Source organism: Afipia sp. DC4300-2b1 (assembly GCF_049895725.1).
GTDB lineage: Bacteria > Pseudomonadota > Alphaproteobacteria > Rhizobiales > Xanthobacteraceae > Afipia > Afipia broomeae.
In genome coordinates, this window is record NZ_JAFCSX010000006.1 from 189,568 (window position 1) to 210,441 (window position 20,874).

Below are 20,874 nucleotides of genomic sequence, written 5' to 3' on the forward strand. Positions count from 1 at the left end.
CGCGGCCTTGTCTTGGCTGCGATTGTCGCTGCTGCCTTCTTTGGCGCTATCGACGCTTCTTCCCGCTCGGCCAAGGCAGGGTACCGTCGAGTTCGCGCAGACCGTAGGACCGCTCTTCCCACTGCTTTCGCTCCGGCCGTGGCGGGGGAACTTCGTCCTCTTCAAACCACAGCAATGTCAGCGTCTGATCCCATCGATCAAGATGAAGCACGTCTTCGTAGAGCGCGCCCTCACGCTCCCAATCCTCAAACCATTCCTCCGGCGCTGCTTCTTCAGGGCCTGTCGGTTTTTCACCTGCGCGCGCGCGGGCGCTGTAGGAACTCGTTGGTAAAGCCGAACCTGATTTAATCCAGGCTCGCGCATCGCGAAGGGCGGCAGATCGGGCGCTGTAGCGGACTTTGCCGCCTTCAGCGAGCACAAAGGCGCAAGGTGCGCGGGAGAACGTGGCGAAGCGGGATCCTGTCGAGATCAATGAGGCATCGAACTCGTCTGCCAGCGCGTTGACCGCCGCGAGACCCATATCCGCCATATCCACGCGCGGTTTGAAGAGCTTGTACGGCAGCAGAAGTTCGGCTGCGAAGGTATCGCAAAAGATTTCGCCTTGCGGTCGTTGCGTGTAACGCCAGCTCGGCTGGGCATGATCTGCCGGGATTTCCAAAACCGCATGAGCCACCTCGTGGCAGATACTGAATCGCTGCCGCCTGCTGTTGTGAGCGCAGTTCACACAGATTCTGTATTTGCCCGATGGCAGCCTGACGGACCACGCATCTTCATTTTCGCCAAGCGTATCTTGGTTGATCGAGCCGCCAATCTCGGCCGCATACCTCTCAACCAGCACCGGGAGCGCCGAAGGCCCGCAGCTTGCGATAAACTCTCGGGCCTTCATGGCGACGGACAGTTCATCCATCGTCATCCTCCTGCAGAATCCGACGGATACGGGCGAGCGAGGTCGCGTAGTCAGGTCGAGTGCCCCGGTTCACCACCGTGGTGAGCATGTGAAATTCCGCGAACGTGACATCTGCGTTCTCGCGGACGAAATTCAGCATACCGACGTCGACATTAGGATGGTTAGCGAGAAACCGGAATATTTCGGCATCGCGCTCCTTTGGCGACAGGGCAACGCTCAGCTTGTTCACCACCTCGTCCGATGGCGACTCCTTCGCACCCGTCTCAAGCCGGTGAATGTAAGCGTGATCGACTTCGCTGCGCTGCGCCAGATCTCTCAAGGTCAGCTTGCTGCCCTCCCTCAGGCCCTTCAACCAAACACCCATCGCTGATTCCGGCATCCGCTATCCTTGACAAAGCTTATGTAATGTCGCATTGTTGTCTGGACAGACAACAGGCCCCAATCTGGCCGTTACCAGTGCGGGGCTTTTTCAGGCCCTTTCTGTTGTCTGGCCGGACACCAAGATGCCACCGGCCAGGGTCAAACGCAAGCGCCGCAACACGCGGAGAAGGAAAACTGAAATGTCTGTCATTGTCGAAGCGCACTTGGTGCGCGTCCACATCAACCGGGTGGCGTACCAGTCGCCCAATCCCACGACGGGAGAGGCGCTGTACGCGCTTACCGACATCGCCAAGCACGAGAAGCTCTACCGCGAGGTTGAGGGCGACGAGGAAGACGAGCAGATCCCGCGCGATGAGACCCTGATCCATCTGACGCAGGATGAGCACTTCTACAGCCAGAAGGTGTTCGACATCCTCGTCAATGGCGATGACCACGAGATCGATACGAAAGAGATCACTTACGCCCGGGTCGTGGATCTCTATCTCGGCAGCGGTGGCAAGCCGTCGAACGAATATCTCGTCAAATACTCACATGGCCCTGTCGAAAATCCGAGCGGAACCTTGGCGCCCGGTCAGAAAGTAAAGGTGAAAGATGGCATGCGCTTTCGGGTTGCCGGAACTGGTGAATCATAACGCCTTCCTCAAGGACTTCGAGGAAACGGGGTATCTGATCGACTTTGTCGGCGGGTACCTCGTCTTCTACGGTCTGCCGTATCTCGATAAAGACGGCCAGCTCCAGCATGGAGACTGGGCAAGCCCCGTCGATCTGAACGGGGCCGTCATCGATCCGCCCCCAAACCACCAGGCGTGGTGGCGCGGCAGCAGGCCTTGTGATCAGCAGGGGCGCGAGCTTAGGTTAGGCGGCGGCCCGGATCGCGTCACGGTCACACCTGACCTCGTCACCGACTTCTCGTTCTCTTTCAAACTGCACGATGAAAACGGCGCGATGCGCACCTACCGCTCGTTTGAAGAAAAGGTGCAGACTTATCTCGATACAATCACGGCGCCGGCGATGACCGCCTATCCACAGGCGACGCCCTTGCGCGCCATCGCAGTCAAGGCTGCGGCACAGGGCTCGCCGCTCCGGTTTCCGGATACGATGTCGTCGCGCTATCACATCAATGATCTCTCAGCCCTCCTGCGCGGCAAGAAAGTCGCGATCATCGGCCTCGGCGGCACGGGCTCCTATATTCTCGATTTCCTCGCGCGAACGCATCTGGAGAAGATCGCGCTGTTCGACGACGACAAGGTGCATGTGCATACGATCTTCAGGCTGCCGGGGTTCATTTCGCAAGCCATCGGCAAGCTCAAGGTCGACGTGCTGGCGCGACATTACGACCAATGGCACGCAGGGATCGAGCCGGTCGCAGAGCGCATCACATCCGAGAACGTCGCGCGCCTGAAGGAGTTTGATTTCGTCTTCGTTTCCGTCGATGACGGCCCTGCGCGTCGTCTGATCGTGGATTGGCTGAGCGCCAATGACGTTCCGTTCGTCGACTGCGGCATGGGTCTCAACCGCTCAATCGTCGGCCTCAGCGGATTTGTGCGTATCACCGGCGTCGATCGCAAGGCGTTTGACGACAATGTCGGCACGGTGCGTCTGCCGGTCGAAAACGCCAAAGACGACGAATACCGCAAACATGCCCAAATCACGGAATTGAATGCGCTGAACGCGACGATGGCCGTGATCCGGTTCAAACAGCGCTTCGGCTTGTTCGACCGGGAAGGCGCCGCGACATCGTATATCTTTGACTCGGTGACGTTCGAGATCGATTGAGAAAGGCGGGCAGGGTGAGATACATTTATCAGGCTGTCGAGCGCATACCCAAGCCGCTCAGCAACGGCGTCGTCTACCATAGCGAAGAATTTGAGGTTGGCGCGCTGCTCTGCGCCTGCGGTTGCGGTCATCGCGTCAGCCTGTTGGTGCCGGACAGTCATCAGATTACGTCGGAAGGCGGCATGGCCACGGTTCGCCCATCCATCGCCGTGTGTGACGCGCCGTGCAAATCGCACTATTACATCAGCGCTGGCCGGGTCGAGTGGTTGCCGGCTTTTTCAGACGCCATGGCCATGTCGGTCATGCGCGGTCAAATCGCCCGGCATGCCGTTCGTGATGCGAAGGCGCAGTCTTGGAGCCGCCGAGTCCGGGCCGCAATCGCGAGAGCATACCATAAGCTTAGGTCGTTTCTGCGGATCTGAATTCCGCGTCGTTGACGTGCTTCCTCGATTTCAACGGGTCACAAATTAGGCTCGGCTTTGCTTGTTTAAGGGGAGCACGTCAGCGCGGTTAGTAACGTCCGCTATCCTCGCGGCGGCCGATGTCCGCAACTGGACCGTAGCACGACGCGGCTCCTATTTTCGGCATGTCCGGTCACCGACGAGAATCGAACGTTCGTGTCATAGCGGCTCCAGACCAGCGTAGATCTGGCGCGCCGGTGTCGCGACCAACTGCTACACCGCGTCCTTCGCAGCTTTGACTGGGCGTGCCCTGACAATCTTGCGCGCCGGTTTCGCCTTGAAGGTCATCGCCTCGCCCGTGAAAGGGTTGGTGCCTTCGCGGGCCTTGGTGGCAGGCTTCTTGATGACGACGAATTTGGCAAAGCCGGGGACGAGAAACACGCCGTTCTTCTTCAGCTCCTTGTAGCCGATCTCGGCGAGCGTCTCGATGACGCCTTTGACGTCCTTCTTGGCCAGTTCGTTCTTGGTCGCAATCTGCTCGATCAACTGCGATTTCGTCATCTGCGTTGCCATCATGGCTCCTCTGATTCGTGAAGCCGCGAGCATAGAGCGAGAATCCGTGAAAATCAGGGATTTCCGGCGTTGCCGCTGGCGCCAATCGTTCTGGCGGCCTTGGAAACCGCGGATTCATGTGGCGTCGCCCTACGGGCCGGGCTGTCGGCTGCGCTGAAGCCCCGCGAGCTGCGGGTCTTCACCCTGCGGGCATCCATCCCTGACGCCAGAGGTGTGGCGCGCGTCCCGGGCGCGATCTCCTGCGTCGGGTGCGGATTCGTCGCGAATGAGAGTGAGAGTGCGGACCGGGGTTGCCGCGACGGGTTAAGGGTCGGGAGAGAGGCTTCCGGCGCCCGTCGCGGAGAACCGCGATGTCCAGACATGATCGCAGCGTGCGCGCCGGCCAGGAGCGGGCGAGCCTTTACACGGAAATCACCGACAAGATCATCGCCGAGTTGGAAGCCGGGCGGGTGCCATGGGTTCAGCCATGGGGCACGGCGGCGGTCAAGGCACCGCTGGCGATGCCGCGCAACGCCACCACGCAGCGCCGGTACTCCGGCATCAACGTGCTAATCCTGTGGGGCGCCGTCATCGAACGCGGCTACTCGGGCCAGAGCTGGCTGACCTTCCGCCAGGCGCTTGGGCTCGGCGGCCATGTCAGGAAAGGCGAACGCGGTACAACCGTCGTTTACGCCGATCGTTTCACGCCGGAAGACGAACGCCGGCGCGCCGCCGAGACTGGCGAAGAGCCAAGTGCGATCCCGTTCCTCAAGCGCTTCACCGTCTTCAACACCGACCAATGCGACGGCTTGCCCGAAGAGATCGCCGCATCGATCGTTCCGCCACCGCCGGGCCAGATCGAGCCGCAGGCCGAGGCTTTGATCGCCGCGACCGGTGCGGATTTCCGCATCGGCGGCGCACGCGCCTATTATAATGTCACGGGTGACTTTGTGCAGGTGCCGCCGTCGGGCGCCTATTTCGAGCCGATCAATTGGCACCGCACCGCCTTCCATGAACTCGGTCATTGGACCGGCGCCGCCGGCCGGCTCAAGCGCGATCATTCCGGTTCGTTCGGCTCGAAATGCTACGCGCGCGAAGAACTGGTCGCGGAAATCGCCGGCGCCTTCGTCTGCGCCTCGCTCGGCATCGTGCCGACGGTGCGCCACGCCGATTACATCGGCTCGTGGCTGGAGGTGCTGCGCGAGGATAACCGCGCCGTGGTGCGCGCGGCGAGCGCGGCATCGAAGGCGTCCGATTTCCTGCTCGCATTCCTGCCGCACGCCATCGACGCCGGCGCCGAGGGCAACGAGGAGGCCGCGTGATGCGTTCGCCTTCTACCTCAGCCGTTCGTCGTTGCGGCGCGCTTGAGAGTGAGAGGGGGGCCGGGGTGTCCGCGACGGGTTGGAGGTCGAGAGAGAGCCTTTCGGCCGCCCGTCGTGGAGTGATCGACATGGCTACAGCCGTTCAGAAAATCAAACTCAGTCCCTCGCGCGACATCCCCTTCAACAAGCTGGTCTTGAGCCAGTCCAACGTCCGCCGCGTCAAGGCCGGCGTGTCAATCGAGCAACTGGCGGAGAGCATCGCACTTCGCACCTTGCTGCAAAGCCTGAGCGTCCGGGCGGTCCTCGACCAAGACGGCAAGGAGACCGGCATGTTCGAGGTGCCGGCCGGCGGCCGGCGTTATCGCGCCCTCGAACTGCTGGTGAAGCAGAAGCGCATGACGAAGACACAGCTTGTGCCTTGCGTGATCCGTGACGACGGTCTCGCCGAGGACGATTCCCTGGCTGAGAACGATGAGCGGGTCGGTCTGCATCCGCTCGACCAGTTCCGCACGTTCAAGCTGCTGCGTGATGGCGGCATGAGCGAGGACGACATCGCCGCCCGGCACTTCGTGTCGTCGGCGATCGTCAAGCAACGCCTGCGTCTCGCATCGGTATCCCCGAAGCTGCACGACGTCTATGCCGACGACGGCATGACGCTCGAACAGTTGATGGCGTTCTCGGTCACCGCCGACAAGGCGCGGCAAGAGCAGGTCTGGGACAATGTCAGCCGCTCCCAACTTGACGAGCCGTACCAGATCAGACGAATGCTGACGGAGAACACCGTCCGCGCTTCGGACCGTCGCGCCCAGTTCGTCGGGCTCGACGTCTATGAGCAGGCCGGTGGCGCCGTCATGCGCGACCTGTTCGAACACGATGACGGCGGGTGGCTGCAGGATGTGCCGTTGCTTGATCGCCTCGTCACCGAGAAGCTGACGGCGGAGGCTGAAATCATTGGGGCCGAAGGCTGGAAGTGGATCGCGGTGGCGGTCAATTTCCCCTATGGCCACACCGAGGACCTGCGCGAGTTGGAGGGCGTCCCGGCCGATCTGACCGACGACGAACGGGCGTCGATCGAGGCGTTGAAGGCCGAGTACGACAAGCTGGGGGCCGAATACGCCGAAGCCGACGAACTGCCCGACGAGATCGATCAACGGCTCGGCGAAATCGAGGCGGCGCTATCCGCCTTCGACGCCCGGCCGGTGATCTACGATCCGGCCGAGATCGCCCGTGCCGGCGTCTTCATCAGCGTCGATGACGAAGGCGCGCTGTCAGTCGACCGCGGCTATGTGCGGCGAGAGGACGAAGCGCCTCTCGGCGTTGACATCGAGGCGGCATCCGACGTTGGCGTTGAAACCGCTGACGGCGACGAGGCCGACGTGGCGGTCCAACGCGCCATCATCACGGTCGGCGGCGCGCCGGCCGAACCGGAAGATGATGAGGACGACGCGATCAAGCCGCTGCCGGATCGGCTCATGACCGACCTGACCGCGCATCGGACGCTGGCGTTGCGCGATGCTTTGGCAACCCACACGTCGGTGGCTTTCGTGGCGGTGCTGCACAACTTTGTCTTGGCGACGTTCTATCGCTTCGCGTCATCGAGCGGATGTCTGGAAATCGCGGTGCGCTCCCCGACGCTTCCCGCCCAGGCGCCGGGACTGAACGACTGCGCCTCGGCCAAGGCGATTGATGCGCGTCACGATGTGTGGAAGGCACGATTGCCGAAGGAGGACGGCGGGCTTTGGGACGCACTGATGGCGTTCGACGCGACCGAACAGGCATCGTTGCTCGCGCATTGCGCCTCGCTCAGCGTCAACGCCCTCTACGAACCGGCCAACCGATATAATGAGGGCCGCGTCTCCGCGCATGGCGTTCGCCGCAGACTCGATCAGGCCGATGTCCTGGCGCGCGCCGTCGGTCTCGACATGGCGGCGGCGGGCTGGAAGACCGGCGTCGATAACTATCTCGGCCGCGTCACCAAGCCCCGCATTCTGGAAGCGGTGCGCGAGGCCAAGGGCGAACCGTCCGTGCAGCTCATCGACCACCTCAAGAAGGGCGATATGGCGCGCGAGGCCGAGCGGCTGTTGGAGGGCACCGGCTGGCTGCCCGAGCCGCTGCGTTCCGCCGATGCCGAAGTTGTGGCCGATGCGGCGGCCGGTGAAGCGGAATCGTTGCCCGCGTTCCTCGCCGGTGACGACGAAGTCCAGCCCGACGCCGATGAAGATCAGCCGCATGTCATCGCGGCGGAATGATTGACCAACGCGGGGCGGCGCCAGCCGCTCCGCATCTCTCCATCTCACAGCATCCCATCACATGCCCGGCCCCTGCAGCGACAGGGACGCGCCGGGCTTTTCCATTTCAGGAGACCGATATGTTTGAAAATGCCAATCCCGCCGCTCGTATCGTTGTGGCCGCGCGACTGATCCTTTCCCACCTCGAACGTGGCCGTCGCGTCGACGCCGCCAGCCTGCGCGCGGCGATGGAATCCGCCTTCGCCGGTTCCGATGCCGGTGGTGCTTGGGACTGGAAGACCGCCTACGACGTCTGCGAGGCCGCGACGGTCTTGTTCGTCCGCAAATTCGGTCCAGCGATGCGGGCGCGTGCTGCGTCGCCGCCCGCTATGCTGCCGATGCTGGCGAAGGTTGTGGGCCTTCTTCCCACCCACACGCGGCGATCGGAAGAGAGCGATGCGTTTCAGCAGTTCTCGACTCCGATCCCGCTTGGTCTTGCAGCCTCAGTCGCAGCCGCGATCACGCCCTCCGACATCGTGCTCGAACCGTCGGCTGGTACAGGCTTGCTCGCCATTCTCGCGGAATTGTCAGGCGCGTCCCTCGTGCTCAACGAACTCGCCGATGCTCGCGCTTCGCTTCTCTCACTGCTCTTTCCTGCCGTTCCCGTCACCCGTTTCGATGCAGCACATATCGACGATCATCTCGACGCCGGCATCACGCCGAGCGTCGTGCTGATGAACCCACCATTCTCGGCCGTCGCACATGTCGATCGTCGCATTGCCGACGCGGCGCTGCGTCATATCTCGTCGGCGCTGGCGCGGCTCACCGATGGCGGTCGTCTGATCACGATCACCGGAGCGAACTGCGCACCGGATAGTCCGGTGTGGCGCGACGCGTTCGTCGGCTTGCAGGAGCGGGGGAGGATCGTGTTCTCGGCCGCGATCGACGGGGCGGTCTATGCCCGGCACGGCACCGCCATGGATACGCGCCTCACCGTGATCGATAAGCGCGCGGCCGACGATCCGACCGCGTTTCCAGCTTCGCCCGGTCTCGCGCCTGACGTTGCCACGTTGCTCCGCTGGATCGCCGAACGCGTGCCGGCGCGGCTGCCGATCACGGCCCCGTTGGACAGCCCGATCATCGTTCGATCGGTGGCCACCGGCGCATCGCGTCCTGTCGTCTCGCGCCCTTCCTCCATCCCGGCGTCGGCTCCCGAACCCGAAGCGATCGAGCTTGCCTATGAGGTCATCGATTGGAAACCGGTTGAGGGCGGCAATATCACCGACGCGCTGTATGAAGAATACGGATTGCAGTCGATCCGGATTCCCGGCGCGTGCGCGCATCCGACCAAACTCGTGCAATCGGCGGCGATGGCATCGGTCGCGCCGCCGCAACCGAGTTACCGCCCGCATGTTCTAGCGAATACCGTGCCGGCCGGATTGCTGTCCGATGCCCAGCTTGAATCCATGATCTACGCCGGGGAGGCGCATTCCCGCTTTCTTGCCGGGTCGTGGACGGTCGACGAAACCTTCGACGCCGTCTCGGCCGCGTCCGACGATGCCGAATATGCGGTGCGTTTTCGGTGCGGCTGGTTCCTGGGCGACGGCACCGGCGCTGGCAAAGGCCGGCAAGCCGCGGGCATCCTGCTCGACAACTGGCTGAAGGGCCGCCGCCGTGCGGTCTGGATCTCCAAATCCGACAAGCTGATCGAGGATGCCCAGCGCGACTGGTCGGCACTCGGCATGGAGCGGTTGCTGATCACGCCGCTGTCGCGCTTTCGCCAGGGCACGCCGATCCGCCTTGAGCAAGGCATCCTTTTTACAACCTATGCCACGCTACGCTCCGACGCGCGTGACGAGAAGGTATCGCGGGTCAGACAGATCGTGGAATGGTTGGGCGCCAACTTCGACGGCGTCATCATCTTCGACGAGTCTCACGCGATGCAAAATGCCGGAGGCGGGAAGGGTGAACGCGGTGATGTCGCGGCCTCGCAGCAGGGCCGCGCCGGGCTTCGCCTGCAACATGCGCTGCCGAGCGCGCGCGTGGTCTATGTCTCGGCGACCGGCGCGACCACGGTGCACAATCTCGCTTACGCCCAACGTCTCGGATTGTGGGGCGGCGAGGACTTTCCGTTTGCGACGCGCGGTGAGTTTGTCGAGGCGATCGAGGCGGGCGGCGTCGCGGCGATGGAAGTGCTCGCGCGCGACCTCAAGGCGCTCGGTCTCTATGCCGCGCGGTCGCTCTCCTATGACGGCGTCGAATACGAGCTGGTCGAACATAAACTCACCGACGAGCAGATCCGCATCTACGACGCCTATGCCGGCGCCTTCAGCGTCATCCATAACAATCTCGACGCCGCGATGAAGGCTGCGAATATCACCGGCGCGACCGGCACGCTGAACGCGCAGGCCAAGTCGGCCGCGCGGTCGGCGTTCGAATCTGCCAAGCAGCGGTTCTTCAATCATCTCATTACCGCGATGAAGACGCCGTCGCTGATCGCGTCAGTCGAGCGCGATCTGAAAGCCGGCCACGCCGCCGTGATCCAGATCGTCTCGACAGGCGAGGCACTGATGGAGCGGCGCCTCGCCGAGATTCCGACCGAGGAATGGGGCGACGTCCAGGTCGACATCACGCCGCGCGAATATGTGCTGGATTATCTCGCGCACTCCTTCCCGACCCAGCTCTATGAGCCGTTCACCACCAGCGAGGGCGATCTGTCGTCGCGGCCGGTATTCCGAGACGGCCAGCCGGTGCAATGCCGGGACGCGGTCGCCCGCCGCGATCGGCTGATCGAGAAACTTGCGTCGCTGTCGCCTATCCACGGCGCGCTCGACCAGATCGTTCAGCGTTTCGGTACGGACATGGTGGCGGAAGTCACAGGCCGCTCGCGGCGCATCATCCGCAAGACCGGGGCAGACCACGTCGATCGGCTGGTGGTCGAGAACCGCGCTGGTTCCGCCAATCTCGGCGAGACCCAAGCATTCATGGATGACCTCAAGCGTATCCTGGTGTTTTCGGACGCCGGCGGCACCGGGCGCTCATATCACGCCGAGCTCTCGGCCAGGAATCGGCGTCTCCGCATACATTATCTCCTGGAGGCCGGTTGGAAGGCCGACGCCGCTATTCAGGGACTGGGCCGTACCAACCGCACCAATCAGGCGCAGCCGCCGCTGTTCCGCCCGATTGCGACAAACGTGAAGGCCGAGAAGCGATTCCTCTCGACCATCGCGCGGCGTCTCGACACGCTGGGCGCCATCACCAAGGGCCAGCGCCAGACCGGCGGGCAGGGCCTGTTCCGCGCCGAGGACAATCTCGAAAGCCATTACGCGCGCGATGCGCTGCGCCAGCTCTATGTCGTGCTCGTCACCGGCAAGGTCGCGGGCTGTTCGCTTCAAGCGTTCGAGGATGAGACCGGATTGAAGCTGACGGACTCAGGGGGCATCAAGGACGATCTGCCGCCGATCACCACGTTCCTCAATCGCCTGCTGGCGCTGACCATCGACCTGCAGAACATCCTGTTCACGGCGTTCGAGCAGTTGCTGACCGCACGCATCGAGGGTGCGATTGCCAGTGGCACCTACGATGTCGGGCTGGAGACGCTGCGGGCCGAGAGCTTTACCGTCTCCGCGCGCGAGACGATCTACACCCATCCTGGCACATCCGCCGAAACCCGGCTCCTGACGATCACGCAGCGCGAGCGCAACCGCCCGGTGACGCTCGACGAGGCGTTCGAGCGTCTGTCCGACCCGCGCGCCTTGCTGCTGATCAACACCCAGTCAGGCCGAGCCGCCGTCCAGGTGCCGGCGCGCAGCGTGATGCTCGACGACGGCGAGGTGGAACGCCGCATTCGGCTGATCCGGCCGATGGAGCATGCCGCCATGCCTTTGGCGGCAATGCCGCAGACCCATTGGCAGGAAGCCAACCGCGACGGCTTTACGAGATCCTGGCAGGCCGAAGTCGCGGAGGTCCCGCCGTTCACAAACAGCGAGATCCATATTGTCGCCGGTCTGCTGCTGCCGATCTGGAAGCGTCTCCCGAACGAATCGACACGGGTCTATCGGCTTCAGACCGACAGCGGCGAGCGCATCATCGGCCGCAAGGTCTCCCCGGCCTGGGTCACCAGTGCTTTGGAGGCGGGGACTTCAACTCTATCTCCGGATGCCGCCTTCACCGCGCTGATGGACGGCAAGACCATTCTCGATCTTGCCGAGGGTCTTCAGCTTCGACGCGCGCGCGTGATGGGCGCCAACCGGATCGAACTTTCCGGCTTTACAGATGTGATGCGCGACCGGCTGCGCGCCTATGGTCTGTTCAGCGAGATCATCTCCTGGAAGCTGCGGTTCTTCGTTCCAGTCGATGCAACCGGCCCAGCGATCCTTGCCAAGGTGCTGGAGCGCTACCCGATTGCGCGTATCGCCGACAGGGCGGCGGCGTAACATGGCGCATGATGCGGCAGAGCTGGCGCATCGCCTCGCGCGCGAGGCCGAAGCGGTGTGCCGACATTATCTCTCCCACGGGTGCAGGGTCGGAAACTACTGGCAGGTCGGCGACGCCAAGAATACGCAGGGCCGCTCGATGTTCGTGCGGCTCTCCGGCGACCCGTCCGGCAAACGCCGTCCCGGAAAATGGACCGACGCGGCGACCGGCCAGCACGGCGACTTGCTCGACGTCATCCGCGAAAGCTGCGGCTTGGTCGATTTCCATGACGTCGCCGAGGAGGCACGAAGTTTCCTCAGTCTGCCACGGCCCGAGCCGAGGCCCGGAATTCCTAGGAGCTTATCGCCCGCGCCAATGGGCTCGCCGGAATCGGCCCGCCGGCTGATTGCGATATCGCGGCCGATCGCCGGCACGCTCGTCGAATTCTATTTGCGCCACCGCGGTATCACCCATTTTGATGACGTCAGCGCACTGCGATTCCACCCGCGCTGCTATTATCGCCCCGATGCCGACGCGCCGACGCAGATCTGGCCGGCGATGATCGCTGCCGTGACCAATCTCGAAGGCCACATCACCGGCGCACATCGCACCTGGCTCGACCCATCCGGTTGCGACAAGGCGCCAGTCGACACGCCGCGACGCGCGATGGGCCATCTCCTCGGCAACGCTGTCCGCTTCGGTGTTGCCGACGACGTGATGGCGGCGGGCGAGGGCATCGAGACCATGTTGTCGCTCCGCTGCGTCATGACGACCCTGCCGATGAATGCCGCGCTCTCGGCGGCGCATCTTTCCGCCATCCTGTTTCCGGCAACGCTGCGCCGTCTCTATATCGTGCGCGATGACGATCCGGCAGGCGATAGCGCGATGGAAAGTTTGAGTGCACGAGCACAGGCGGCCGGGATCGAGGCGATCACGCTGTCGCCACGCTGCGGCGATTTTAACGGAGATCTGCGGCGTCTCGGCGTCGGTGCGTTACGGGCGGCGATGCGGGTGCAGATCGCCCCGGAAGACGTTGGCCGCTTCTTGCATGCAGACATCAGCGCCGGGACGAGGTGAGGCAAGCGGCGCTCCGATCATGCGTCGTCTCCGGTTGTGGGCTTCTCATCGTGTCGGAGAGGTCCGCGTCCCCGGCCTTCTGAGAGGGCGATCGAGCCGTCAAACGGTCCGGCCCCGCAATGGCGGATGGCCGACTATTTTCCGTCGGCGGGCAGGCCCGCCTTTACATCGCGAAACAAAATAGTCGGCCCCCACCATCCTCCGCTGTGCTCCGGCCGCTTCCGCTTCGCTTCAGCGGTGCAGGTCCGGCCCGCCCGACGGCTTTCGTCGCCACGAAGGCCGCGGTGGGCGCGGCCGATCCGAGCAAAAGGAAGCCGCCATGACGACCGACGACGACATCACCGGCTACGAGCCGCCGCAGGCATCATCCCCGACCGATCATCTGCTGACCGAACTCCAGCTCTACGGTCACCGCCCGTTCCAGGACGAACCCGATCCGCGGCCCCTGCCGGACCCGCGCATCGCCGCCGTCGCCGTCGCCGACATCTTCGACGCCCTCATCGTCAGCCTCGAAGACACCCGGCTCGAACCCGACCTCGACGACCTTTTGTGGTCGACCGTCAATCTATTCCATCGCGCGACGGAGCGGATCGCACGCCACCTCGACGATAACGAGCAGGCGCAAAGGCGTGGCCAGCGCGAACAGGATGGCTCCGAGGTGCGGTCGGTCGAACTGGAACGCCTCATCGCCGAGGGCATGACACTCAGCGAGCGTCGCAACGCCATGGAATTCTTTCGTGACCATGCCGCCGATCACTACGAACGACGAACCCACACGGCGTGGCGCCCGCGGTCCGGGTCGATGGTCAACCACCGCGCGCTCACCGCGACCATGATCGACAGCCGCGACTATCTCGCCGCCAAGCGCCGGGCCGAGACCGAGGTGATGCTGCCACCCGGACCGAAGGTTGCCTTCAGCGGCGGACTCGATTTCAACGATCACCGCCTGATCTGGGACGTGCTCGACAAGACCCGCATCAAACACGCCGACATGGTGCTGCTGCACGGCGGATCGCCGAAGGGTGCCGAACTGATCGCGTCCAAATGGGCCAACAATCGCAAGGTACCGCAGATCGCTTTCAAGCCGGACTGGACCAGGCACGCCAAGGCCGCGCCGTTCAAGCGCAACGATGCGATGCTCGATGTACTGCCGATCGGCGTCCTCGTGTTCCCCGGCACCGGCATCCAGGAGAACCTCGCCGATAAGGCGCGCAAGCTCGGCATCCCGGTCTGGAAATTCGGCAAAAAACCCGAGGAGTGAGGCGCGTAAGCGTCACGACCTTTTCCTCGAATTTCAAACACGATGCGGCGCATTGAAACGCGCCGCAGAATATCTGCTGCCACAACGGATCAAATTTGCTATGGTTCGATTTGCGCCGTGGTGGTGGTGGAAGGCGCGACCCTTGCACTCTTGTGACAGGATGAACCACCATGATCGCAATCGGCGTTGTTCTCAATCTCGTCGGACTCGGCGTCTTCTGCTGGCTGTTGTTCACGCTTGCCGTCTATGCCCTGCCGTTTTTTGTCGCCGTCACCGCTGGGCTCTTTGCCTATCACAGCGGAGCGGGTTCGGTCGGCGCCATTACGCTCGCTCTCCTTACCGGCGGCGCGACCCTCGCAGCGGGGCAGATCGCCTTCGCGCTGGTCAGAGCACCGTTCCTCCGTTTCGTCCTTGCGGTGCTGTTCGCGGGACCGGCCGCGGTCGCCGGGTTCTGCGCGACGCACGGCCTTGCCGCGTTCACGACGCCTTCGGAGATGTGGCAGAACATCTTTGCCGTCGTCGGCGCGATAGTCATCGGTGCAACCGCCTGGCTGCGGCTGGCCGATGCCCCGCTCGGCGGTGGAACATCGCGGGGGGATCAGGACGTCGCCCGGCGCGGCGGTCTGACCTCGACCTGAGGCAGCCGGTCGCCCGTCGCGAGATTTACCTCACCCGGAGCGTCGCCTGATGTTCGTGCATTAACCTCGAACGGGCCGCGCGTCGCGGATGAATTGATGCCAGCGCGCCGATGGCTGGCCGACATCGTGGCGCGCGGCGCATTCGGTCGGCCGTGTTGGAGTGACAGGCGCACAACGGCCCGGACATCGACGACGCTATCCCGGATTGCCAGATGTTGCGTGGTAAGGCGCATGTTCGCTCCCCCTATCTCCTTGCAAGACTCTGGCACGCCGAGCGCGGGTCATCGGGTCTCTACGATGGCCTGATCTGGCCGAACGACGGCTGCGCCTCGATCGGCTAGCTGCAATGCCGTCGTTCAACTTTCTTCCCCTGGGCTTCGCCCATTCCTCGCGCAAGACAAGAAAGTTGCCCGCCTGGCATCCTCCGCTGCGCTTCGGTCCGAAGACGGATGCAGCGCCGCTCGCCTTCGGCCTGTCGATCGCCATCGAGACCGCGATGGTCGCGGCTCGGAAACAGAGAGCAAGGAGAACTACCATGGCGAACATCGGCACCTTCACCAAGAACGAAGCTGGCGCATTCATCGGCGAAATCGTCACGCTCAGCTTCCAGGCCAAGAACGTCCGCCTCGTCCCCGAGACCAACCGGGCCAACGAGAACGCCCCGAGCCACCGCGCCTATGTTGGCCGGGCCGAGATCGGCGCCGCCTGGCCCAAGCGCTCCGCGGAACAGCGCGACTACCTGTCGGTCAAGCTCGACGATCCGAGCTTCAACGCTCCGATCTACGCGAACCTCTTCGACGACGAAGAGGGCGGTAGCTACACCCTGATCTGGTCGCGCCCGCAGAAGGCTCGCACGGCTGCCGCCGATTGATCGATCCGCTCTCAGATGCCCCGCCGCGAGGCGGGGCATCTCGCGCGCTCAAGGCGTCACCCGATCGGCTGCGCGCAAAGCATGCGCGGCGAGGGCGTCCATCTCCGAAGGGAGTGCTACGCAGCTTCCCGCGCCGACGGGGCGCGCCGCGTGTCGACGTGGGTCTGAAAGGCATGATCGCAAGCGTCACAGCGCCAGTGCAGGATGACACGATCCGCGCTGACGAACGCGGCATGCTCGGCCGCGAATAGCGTCTCCCCACAGGCCGGGCAATCCCGGAACCCCATGAAGCGCGCAAATATCCGGAGGCGAGAATCTGTCGTCATCAGCACCGGTTCCTCGGTGCACCGCATAAGCGGCCGGTGTGAAGACGACATGACTTCTACGGTGAAGATTCAAGGTCTCTTTGTGGCACAAGTCCGGGCGAACGATGTCTTCGCAGCCGCAGCAGATCGCAGGATGCAATCTCCGCCACGCGATGGGATCTTGAGACCAGAACTGATGCGATGCCGTCGGATCAGGACTTGCCGCGCGACGGCTTCGACGCACGGCGCAGCAACGCATCGGGCTCGACACCGAGTACCTCGGCCAATTTTCCGACCATGTCGATGGTCGCGGCGTAAACGCCGCGTTCGAGCGAACTGATATAGGTGCGGTCGACGTCCGCTTCATGCGCCAACGCCTCCTGCGACAGCCCCTTGGCGTGCCGGGTTCGGCGCAGGTTGCGGGCGAACACCTCTCGAATCTCCATTCGAAAAGTGTTCGTCTTGTAGGGTATTTCACTACGGAGTATACTCGACAAACCGATCCTGCTTGCCCCCTGGAATCCGATGGAGTTCGGAGGCAGCCGGGACACGGACCTCTTGACTATTTGCGGTAAAAGCCGGGCGACCTGTTAATGGCCCAAAACCTGTCATCGGTCCGAAGCAAGAGCGCCGTATTTGCGCGGTACGAATCTCGACAGATGACTGGCGCGGGTTTTCGCCATGACGAAGATAGCCTTTGACGATCATCCTCCCGACCTGCCGCATGTCACCCCTTACGACGAGCGGCACCTCAAGACCTACCTTCGGCTGCTTGATGCCGATGAGGAGGGGGCCGACTGGCGTGAGGTCGTGCAGGTGATTTTCGGTCTTGATGCCAGCCGCGAACCTGATCGCGCGCGTCACGTGCATGACAGCCATCTTGCACGCGCCAAGTGGATGACGCAGGCCGGGTACCGGGACTTGCTCAAACCGCCGCTCCAATGATTTGAGGACGCGCGGTTTTCAAAGCACCACGCCTATTCCATCACCTTTCACTGACCGCGGTGTTGCAACACGCGTTGCAACGGCGGTGACTTCTGCGCGTGACGACGCGTCCAAATACTCGGCGACGGGAAGGGGCATGCCTTGCTTAAGGCCGAGTAACGCTGGAGTGGTCGCATGCCGGATGATGAAAGTTGGCGGTCGCACGACGCGTCCGCCTATCTCGATCGTGTGCAACGTGCCGGTTTCGCCTGGGAGTTCCTGCGGCGCAATCCCGACTACCGCCAAGACTACGAAGACATGAGCCGCGATGCGGCGAGCGGGACCACCGTCATGCTGGAGGCAGCCCTTGCGCTGTCCCAGCACTGGGGGTTGAGTTTTCCCGTGCGACCCGAGGCAACGCAGCGACCGCTCGCTGGTCTTGTGGGAATTCAACGTGCTTCCAGCTGCCGTGATGTTGACGACGGCGCCGCACGGGACCGTATCCACGATCACGCTCGACCGGATTCCATCGGCGCCCGCCGTAGAACGCGAAGACGGTCGCCACATCTTGTGGCGGGAGGCGAGCGACGAGCAGCGGATCTGGATTCTTCCCGATACGAACCCATCCGCTCCGATCGCCGCCGTTATCCCATTCGATATGCACGTGGCGCAGCGCGTCGAAGCCGTCCTTCACCTCTGGCATCGCCTGACGGATGCGGCGGTGCGCCCAGTCGTCTCGCCCCTGACCGAACAGCAGCGCCGCCGCATGATCTTGATGCTGAGGGCACTTGACGGTCATCAGCAACAGGCGACCTACCGCGATCTCGCCGCCACCCTGCTTGATCCGGATGTGCGGACCCAAAGCCGGCGCGACTGGCTGACCTCATCCTATCGTTCGCAGATCATCCGGCTGGTCAAAGACGCCGTCGGTCGGATGCAAGGCGGCTACCGCGACTTGCTGATCGGCCAATAACCGACGCGCAAGCTATCCGACTTGCGACGCCGGGCGTCAGTGCCCGTCGGACGCAACGCTGTGTTTGCGCGTCGTTCGCAACGACGAGGGGATGGACATAAACGACAGCCGCATCTTCGGCATCCTTGTCCGGGCCTGAAATTCGCAATCGTGCGCCTGTCGCGCCGTCGATCCCCGATGGCAGCCGAACTTAACCGGGCGCATTCATGGCTGATAACCTCGCCAATTCGCAGCAACGCTATTTGCGCACCACCGAGGCGGCCCGGTTCCTCGGCCTGTCGGGTCGCACGCTGGAAAAGCACCGCACCTACGGCACCGGGCCGAGCTATCGCAAGCTCGGCGGCCGTGTCGTCTACGCCCTCGAAGACCTGCAGGCCTGGGCCGACATCGGTCTGCGCCAGTCAACGTCCGACCAAGGCAAGGGCGTCGTCCATGCCGCCAAGCCGGTGAGCGGCTTGGGCCCGCTCGTCGGCGGCCGATCCCCGGTGAGGCGATCATAGCCATGATCGCCCGCCCACCAGACCCCGCAGAAACTGCGCGTAGCGAGTCACCGGGTTTACTGAACGGCAGGCCCGCGCCGTGCGATCCGAGCACCACGCATTCCGCAATCGACACGCTGACGCATGTCGAATTGACGTGGCAAGCAAAACGCATCGAGCACCGCATCCGGTTTGGCCAGCCCGTCGCCTCCGTGCGGCTCGATCGTCACCGTCGCCGTGTGTCGTTCGCGGCAGGTGCCATCTTCGCTGTCATGCGCTGGGCCGCCAACGACTTCGGCACGGTGCTGTCGCGCATCGACATCCTCCGGGCAGTCCAGGGGGAAGAGTCCTTCACGACGGTGCCGCTGGTGCAACCGGGCGGCGTCATCCTGCTGTCGATATCCGGCTGGCCGAAGGTCGAGCGGGTCTTGCAGGCGATCGACGGTGTCGAGGCGCTCGGCATCGACCCCGCCGACGCCGCCCCCGAACATTGGCATCACATCCACAACCGCCTCAGCGTCGGCGATACACCGCGCGCTTACACGATGACGCGCCATAAGGCGTGGCTCAAACGGCGGCGAGTTGCGCCATGACACTTCGCGCTGGCTGCACCTTCGCTGCGTCACTCGCTGTCATAAGCCTGCTCGCGACCGTCGGCGCGCAACCTCGGCCACATTATATCTGGAACCTCACGCCGAGCGTTCCGCTCGGTCTTTACGCTGTACAGCCGCCAGACCGCCTATACGTGACCATGCTGGTCGTGGTGACGCCGCCTGAACCGCTGGCAACGACATTGTCAGATGGCGGCTATCTGCCGCGCGGCGTGCCGCTCCTCAAACGCATCTTCGCCCTTTCCGGGCAGACCGTCTGTCGTTTCGGCGTGCAGATTACGGTCGATGGCATTGCAGCCGTGCCGGCGCGCGAGCGCGATCTGCGCGGCCATCCGCTGCCGGTCTGGCAAGGCTGCCGCCTGATCGCCGATGACGAAATCTTCCTCATGAATTGGGACGAGCCCGACAGCCTCGACGGCCGTTACTTCGGCCCCTTGCCACGCAGCGCGATCGTCGCGCGCGCAGTGCCGATCTGGACCGACGAGGCCGGCGACGGACGCTTCGCGTGGCGCGCCCCGACGCAATGACACTTTGTTTTACCCACCCAGCAACGGAGGCCACCATGGCACAGATCGGCACCTTTACCCGCACCGTCGATGGATACACCGGTACCATCCGGACCTTTACGCTCAAACGCGATATCATCATCATCGTGCCGGCCATCGCGACCGACACGGAGAATGCGCCAAACTACCGCGTCCTTGCCGACGACGTGGAGATCGGAGCAGGGTGGAAGCGCACCGGAGACAAGGCTGGCGATTATCTCTCGCTGCTGATCGACGATCCATCATTCGGCCAACCGATCCGCGCCAACCTGTTCCAGGTGGTGAGCGGCGGTGACACGTTCCATCTGATCTGGACCCGTCCATCGCGTCGCGCGCCGCGCGAGTGAATCCGTGGCGCCGCTCGCGAAGCCGCTGCGCGTTGCCGTGATCGTCACCGCATCGCTTGCGGTCGTCATTCCCTTGACGGCCCGCTGCGAGACCGCGCCGGCACACGTCGCCGCCGCGGTCGAGCCGTGGTCGCAATTCGTCAGCGAAGCAGCCGAGCGCTTCGCGATTCCCGCGGCATGGATACGCGCCGTGATGTGGATCGAGAGTCACGGCAACGTCAAGGCCGTCTCGCCAAAAGGCGCGGTCGGGTTGATGCAGATCATGCCCGCCACTTACGCCGAACTGCGCGAGCGCTATGCGCTCGGTGCTGATCCTTACGATCCGCACGATAACATCTTCGCCGGTGCTGCCTACCTCCGCGAAATGCACGACCGCTTCGGCGCGTCCGGATTCCTGGCCGCATATAATGTCGGCCCGGCCCGCTACGAAGATCACCTCGCGACGGGCCGTCCGCTGCCGGACGAGACCCGGAACTACGTTGCATCTCTGGCACCGCTGCTGTCCGACGCGCAATCTGGCGACAACGCGACTGCAGCCGGCGAGCCGAACACCTGGCGCGGGGCGTCGTTATTCGTCGCGCGATCGCAGCGCAAATCCTCGGACACGCGGATGTCGTTCACGCCGCAGTCATCCTCCGTTGGACATGACCGCGGTGCTGTCGATCTGTCGGCACTCACGCCGTTTCCGGGCGGCTTGTTCGTCGGACAAACCCCCGCTCAAACTAAGCCATAATTGCGCGCGCACATCTTCGTGCTGTCTCGCGCAATGGCGTAAGCCAGGCTGGAGTCTCTGAGAACACCAGCAGACGAGCGGAGGACGGCAAGATTAAAGCAAACGGTGCCCTTCGGTGCCCGTTTGC

Annotated in this window: 22 protein-coding genes and 1 pseudogene; 19 read left to right on the forward strand and 4 right to left on the reverse strand. The window is 63.6% G+C overall.

Annotated elements, in window-relative coordinates; translation table 11 throughout:
* Positions 1 to 46: 46 nt before the first annotated feature.
* Complete coding sequence (locus tag ACP7AL_RS23340) at positions 47 to 907, reverse strand: ImmA/IrrE family metallo-endopeptidase (RefSeq protein ID WP_425994731.1); 861 nt, start codon at positions 905 to 907, stop codon at positions 47 to 49.
* A complete protein-coding gene (locus ACP7AL_RS23345; RefSeq protein WP_425994733.1) occupies positions 900 to 1,271 on the reverse strand; it encodes a helix-turn-helix domain-containing protein in 372 nt (123 codons plus the stop codon). The genes ACP7AL_RS23340 and ACP7AL_RS23345 overlap by 8 nt, the downstream gene beginning before the upstream one ends.
* Before the next feature lie 196 nt (positions 1,272 to 1,467).
* Here ACP7AL_RS23345 and ACP7AL_RS23350 point away from each other — a divergent pair, with 196 nt between their 5' ends.
* From ACP7AL_RS23350 to ACP7AL_RS23360, 3 genes are read left to right on the forward strand one after another with little or no spacing between them, the layout of a single operon-like run.
* Positions 1,468 to 1,920: a multiubiquitin domain-containing protein gene (locus ACP7AL_RS23350; protein WP_425994735.1), complete on the forward strand. Its 453-nt coding sequence runs from the start codon at positions 1,468 to 1,470 to the stop codon at positions 1,918 to 1,920.
* Positions 1,910 to 3,064, forward strand: a complete 1,155-nt coding sequence (locus tag ACP7AL_RS23355; protein ID WP_425994737.1) for a ThiF family adenylyltransferase — start codon at positions 1,910 to 1,912, stop codon at positions 3,062 to 3,064. The genes ACP7AL_RS23350 and ACP7AL_RS23355 overlap by 11 nt, the downstream gene beginning before the upstream one ends.
* A 14-nt stretch (positions 3,065 to 3,078) precedes the next feature.
* Positions 3,079 to 3,486: a DUF6527 family protein gene (locus ACP7AL_RS23360; protein WP_425994739.1), complete on the forward strand. Its 408-nt coding sequence runs from the start codon at positions 3,079 to 3,081 to the stop codon at positions 3,484 to 3,486.
* A 252-nt stretch (positions 3,487 to 3,738) separates the two neighbouring features.
* On the opposite strand, the gene ACP7AL_RS23365 is transcribed toward ACP7AL_RS23360, so the two are convergent.
* A complete protein-coding gene (locus ACP7AL_RS23365) occupies positions 3,739 to 4,038 on the reverse strand; it encodes an HU family DNA-binding protein (protein ID WP_425994741.1) in 300 nt (99 codons plus the stop codon).
* 350 nt (positions 4,039 to 4,388) lie between these two features.
* On the opposite strand from ACP7AL_RS23365, the gene ACP7AL_RS23370 reads away from it, so the two are divergent.
* From ACP7AL_RS23370 to ACP7AL_RS23405, 8 genes are all read left to right on the forward strand, one after another.
* Positions 4,389 to 5,339, forward strand: coding sequence for an ArdC family protein (locus tag ACP7AL_RS23370; RefSeq protein WP_425994743.1), 951 nt, complete (start codon positions 4,389 to 4,391; stop codon positions 5,337 to 5,339).
* Positions 5,340 to 5,467: 128 nt separating this feature from the next.
* Positions 5,468 to 7,588 (forward strand): ParB/RepB/Spo0J family partition protein, encoded by a 2,121-nt coding sequence (locus ACP7AL_RS23375; RefSeq protein WP_425994745.1) that lies wholly within the window; start codon positions 5,468 to 5,470, stop codon positions 7,586 to 7,588.
* A gap of 119 nt (positions 7,589 to 7,707) precedes the next feature.
* The gene (locus tag ACP7AL_RS23380) at positions 7,708 to 12,003 is read left to right on the forward strand and encodes a strawberry notch-like NTP hydrolase domain-containing protein (RefSeq protein ID WP_425994747.1); all 4,296 of its coding nucleotides are present in this window, start codon (positions 7,708 to 7,710) and stop codon (positions 12,001 to 12,003) included.
* Position 12,004: 1 nt separating this feature from the next.
* Positions 12,005 to 13,060, forward strand: coding sequence for a DUF7146 domain-containing protein (locus tag ACP7AL_RS23385; RefSeq protein ID WP_425994749.1), 1,056 nt, complete (start codon positions 12,005 to 12,007; stop codon positions 13,058 to 13,060).
* A 319-nt stretch (positions 13,061 to 13,379) separates the two neighbouring features.
* The gene (locus ACP7AL_RS23390; RefSeq protein WP_425994751.1) at positions 13,380 to 14,321 is read left to right on the forward strand and encodes a DUF2493 domain-containing protein; all 942 of its coding nucleotides are present in this window, start codon (positions 13,380 to 13,382) and stop codon (positions 14,319 to 14,321) included.
* Positions 14,322 to 14,491: 170 nt separating this feature from the next.
* Entirely contained in the window at positions 14,492 to 14,959 is a 468-nt protein-coding gene (locus ACP7AL_RS23395; RefSeq protein ID WP_425994753.1) for a hypothetical protein, read from the forward strand.
* Between the two features lie 212 nt (positions 14,960 to 15,171).
* Positions 15,172 to 15,300: a hypothetical protein gene (locus ACP7AL_RS23400; protein ID WP_425994755.1), complete on the forward strand. Its 129-nt coding sequence runs from the start codon at positions 15,172 to 15,174 to the stop codon at positions 15,298 to 15,300.
* A gap of 194 nt (positions 15,301 to 15,494) precedes the next feature.
* The gene (locus tag ACP7AL_RS23405; protein WP_024922037.1) at positions 15,495 to 15,830 is read left to right on the forward strand and encodes a DUF736 domain-containing protein; all 336 of its coding nucleotides are present in this window, start codon (positions 15,495 to 15,497) and stop codon (positions 15,828 to 15,830) included.
* Between the two features lie 517 nt (positions 15,831 to 16,347).
* Here ACP7AL_RS23405 and ACP7AL_RS23410 read toward each other — a convergent pair.
* Complete coding sequence (locus ACP7AL_RS23410) at positions 16,348 to 16,581, reverse strand: helix-turn-helix domain-containing protein (RefSeq protein ID WP_024922039.1); 234 nt, start codon at positions 16,579 to 16,581, stop codon at positions 16,348 to 16,350.
* Between the two features lie 235 nt (positions 16,582 to 16,816).
* On the opposite strand from ACP7AL_RS23410, the gene ACP7AL_RS23415 reads away from it, so the two are divergent.
* The 8 genes and pseudogenes from ACP7AL_RS23415 (at position 16,817) to ACP7AL_RS23450 (ending at position 20,747) form a co-directional block, all read left to right on the forward strand.
* Complete coding sequence (locus tag ACP7AL_RS23415) at positions 16,817 to 17,080, forward strand: DNA -binding domain-containing protein (protein WP_024922040.1); 264 nt, start codon at positions 16,817 to 16,819, stop codon at positions 17,078 to 17,080.
* Positions 17,081 to 17,254: 174 nt separating this feature from the next.
* A pseudogene (locus ACP7AL_RS23420) lies at positions 17,255 to 17,449 on the forward strand (transcriptional regulator domain-containing protein); the annotation flags it as partial.
* Positions 17,450 to 17,513: 64 nt separating this feature from the next.
* Positions 17,514 to 18,032, forward strand: a complete 519-nt coding sequence (locus ACP7AL_RS23425; protein WP_425994757.1) for a DUF2285 domain-containing protein — start codon at positions 17,514 to 17,516, stop codon at positions 18,030 to 18,032.
* A gap of 206 nt (positions 18,033 to 18,238) precedes the next feature.
* Positions 18,239 to 18,532, forward strand: coding sequence for a helix-turn-helix transcriptional regulator (locus ACP7AL_RS23430; RefSeq protein ID WP_024922042.1), 294 nt, complete (start codon positions 18,239 to 18,241; stop codon positions 18,530 to 18,532).
* Between the two features lie 107 nt (positions 18,533 to 18,639).
* Positions 18,640 to 19,104, forward strand: coding sequence for a DUF2840 domain-containing protein (locus ACP7AL_RS23435; protein ID WP_425994788.1), 465 nt, complete (start codon positions 18,640 to 18,642; stop codon positions 19,102 to 19,104).
* A complete protein-coding gene (locus ACP7AL_RS23440; RefSeq protein WP_425994759.1) occupies positions 19,101 to 19,649 on the forward strand; it encodes a S26 family signal peptidase in 549 nt (182 codons plus the stop codon). Before ACP7AL_RS23435 ends, ACP7AL_RS23440 begins: the two co-directional genes overlap by 4 nt.
* Before the next feature lie 35 nt (positions 19,650 to 19,684).
* Positions 19,685 to 20,014 carry a DUF736 domain-containing protein gene (locus ACP7AL_RS23445; RefSeq protein ID WP_425994761.1) on the forward strand — a complete coding sequence of 110 codons (330 nt, stop codon included), beginning with the start codon at positions 19,685 to 19,687 and terminating at the stop codon, positions 20,012 to 20,014.
* A 4-nt stretch (positions 20,015 to 20,018) separates the two neighbouring features.
* The gene (locus ACP7AL_RS23450) at positions 20,019 to 20,747 is read left to right on the forward strand and encodes a lytic transglycosylase domain-containing protein (RefSeq protein ID WP_425994763.1); all 729 of its coding nucleotides are present in this window, start codon (positions 20,019 to 20,021) and stop codon (positions 20,745 to 20,747) included.
* Positions 20,748 to 20,874: the final 127 nt, after the last annotated feature.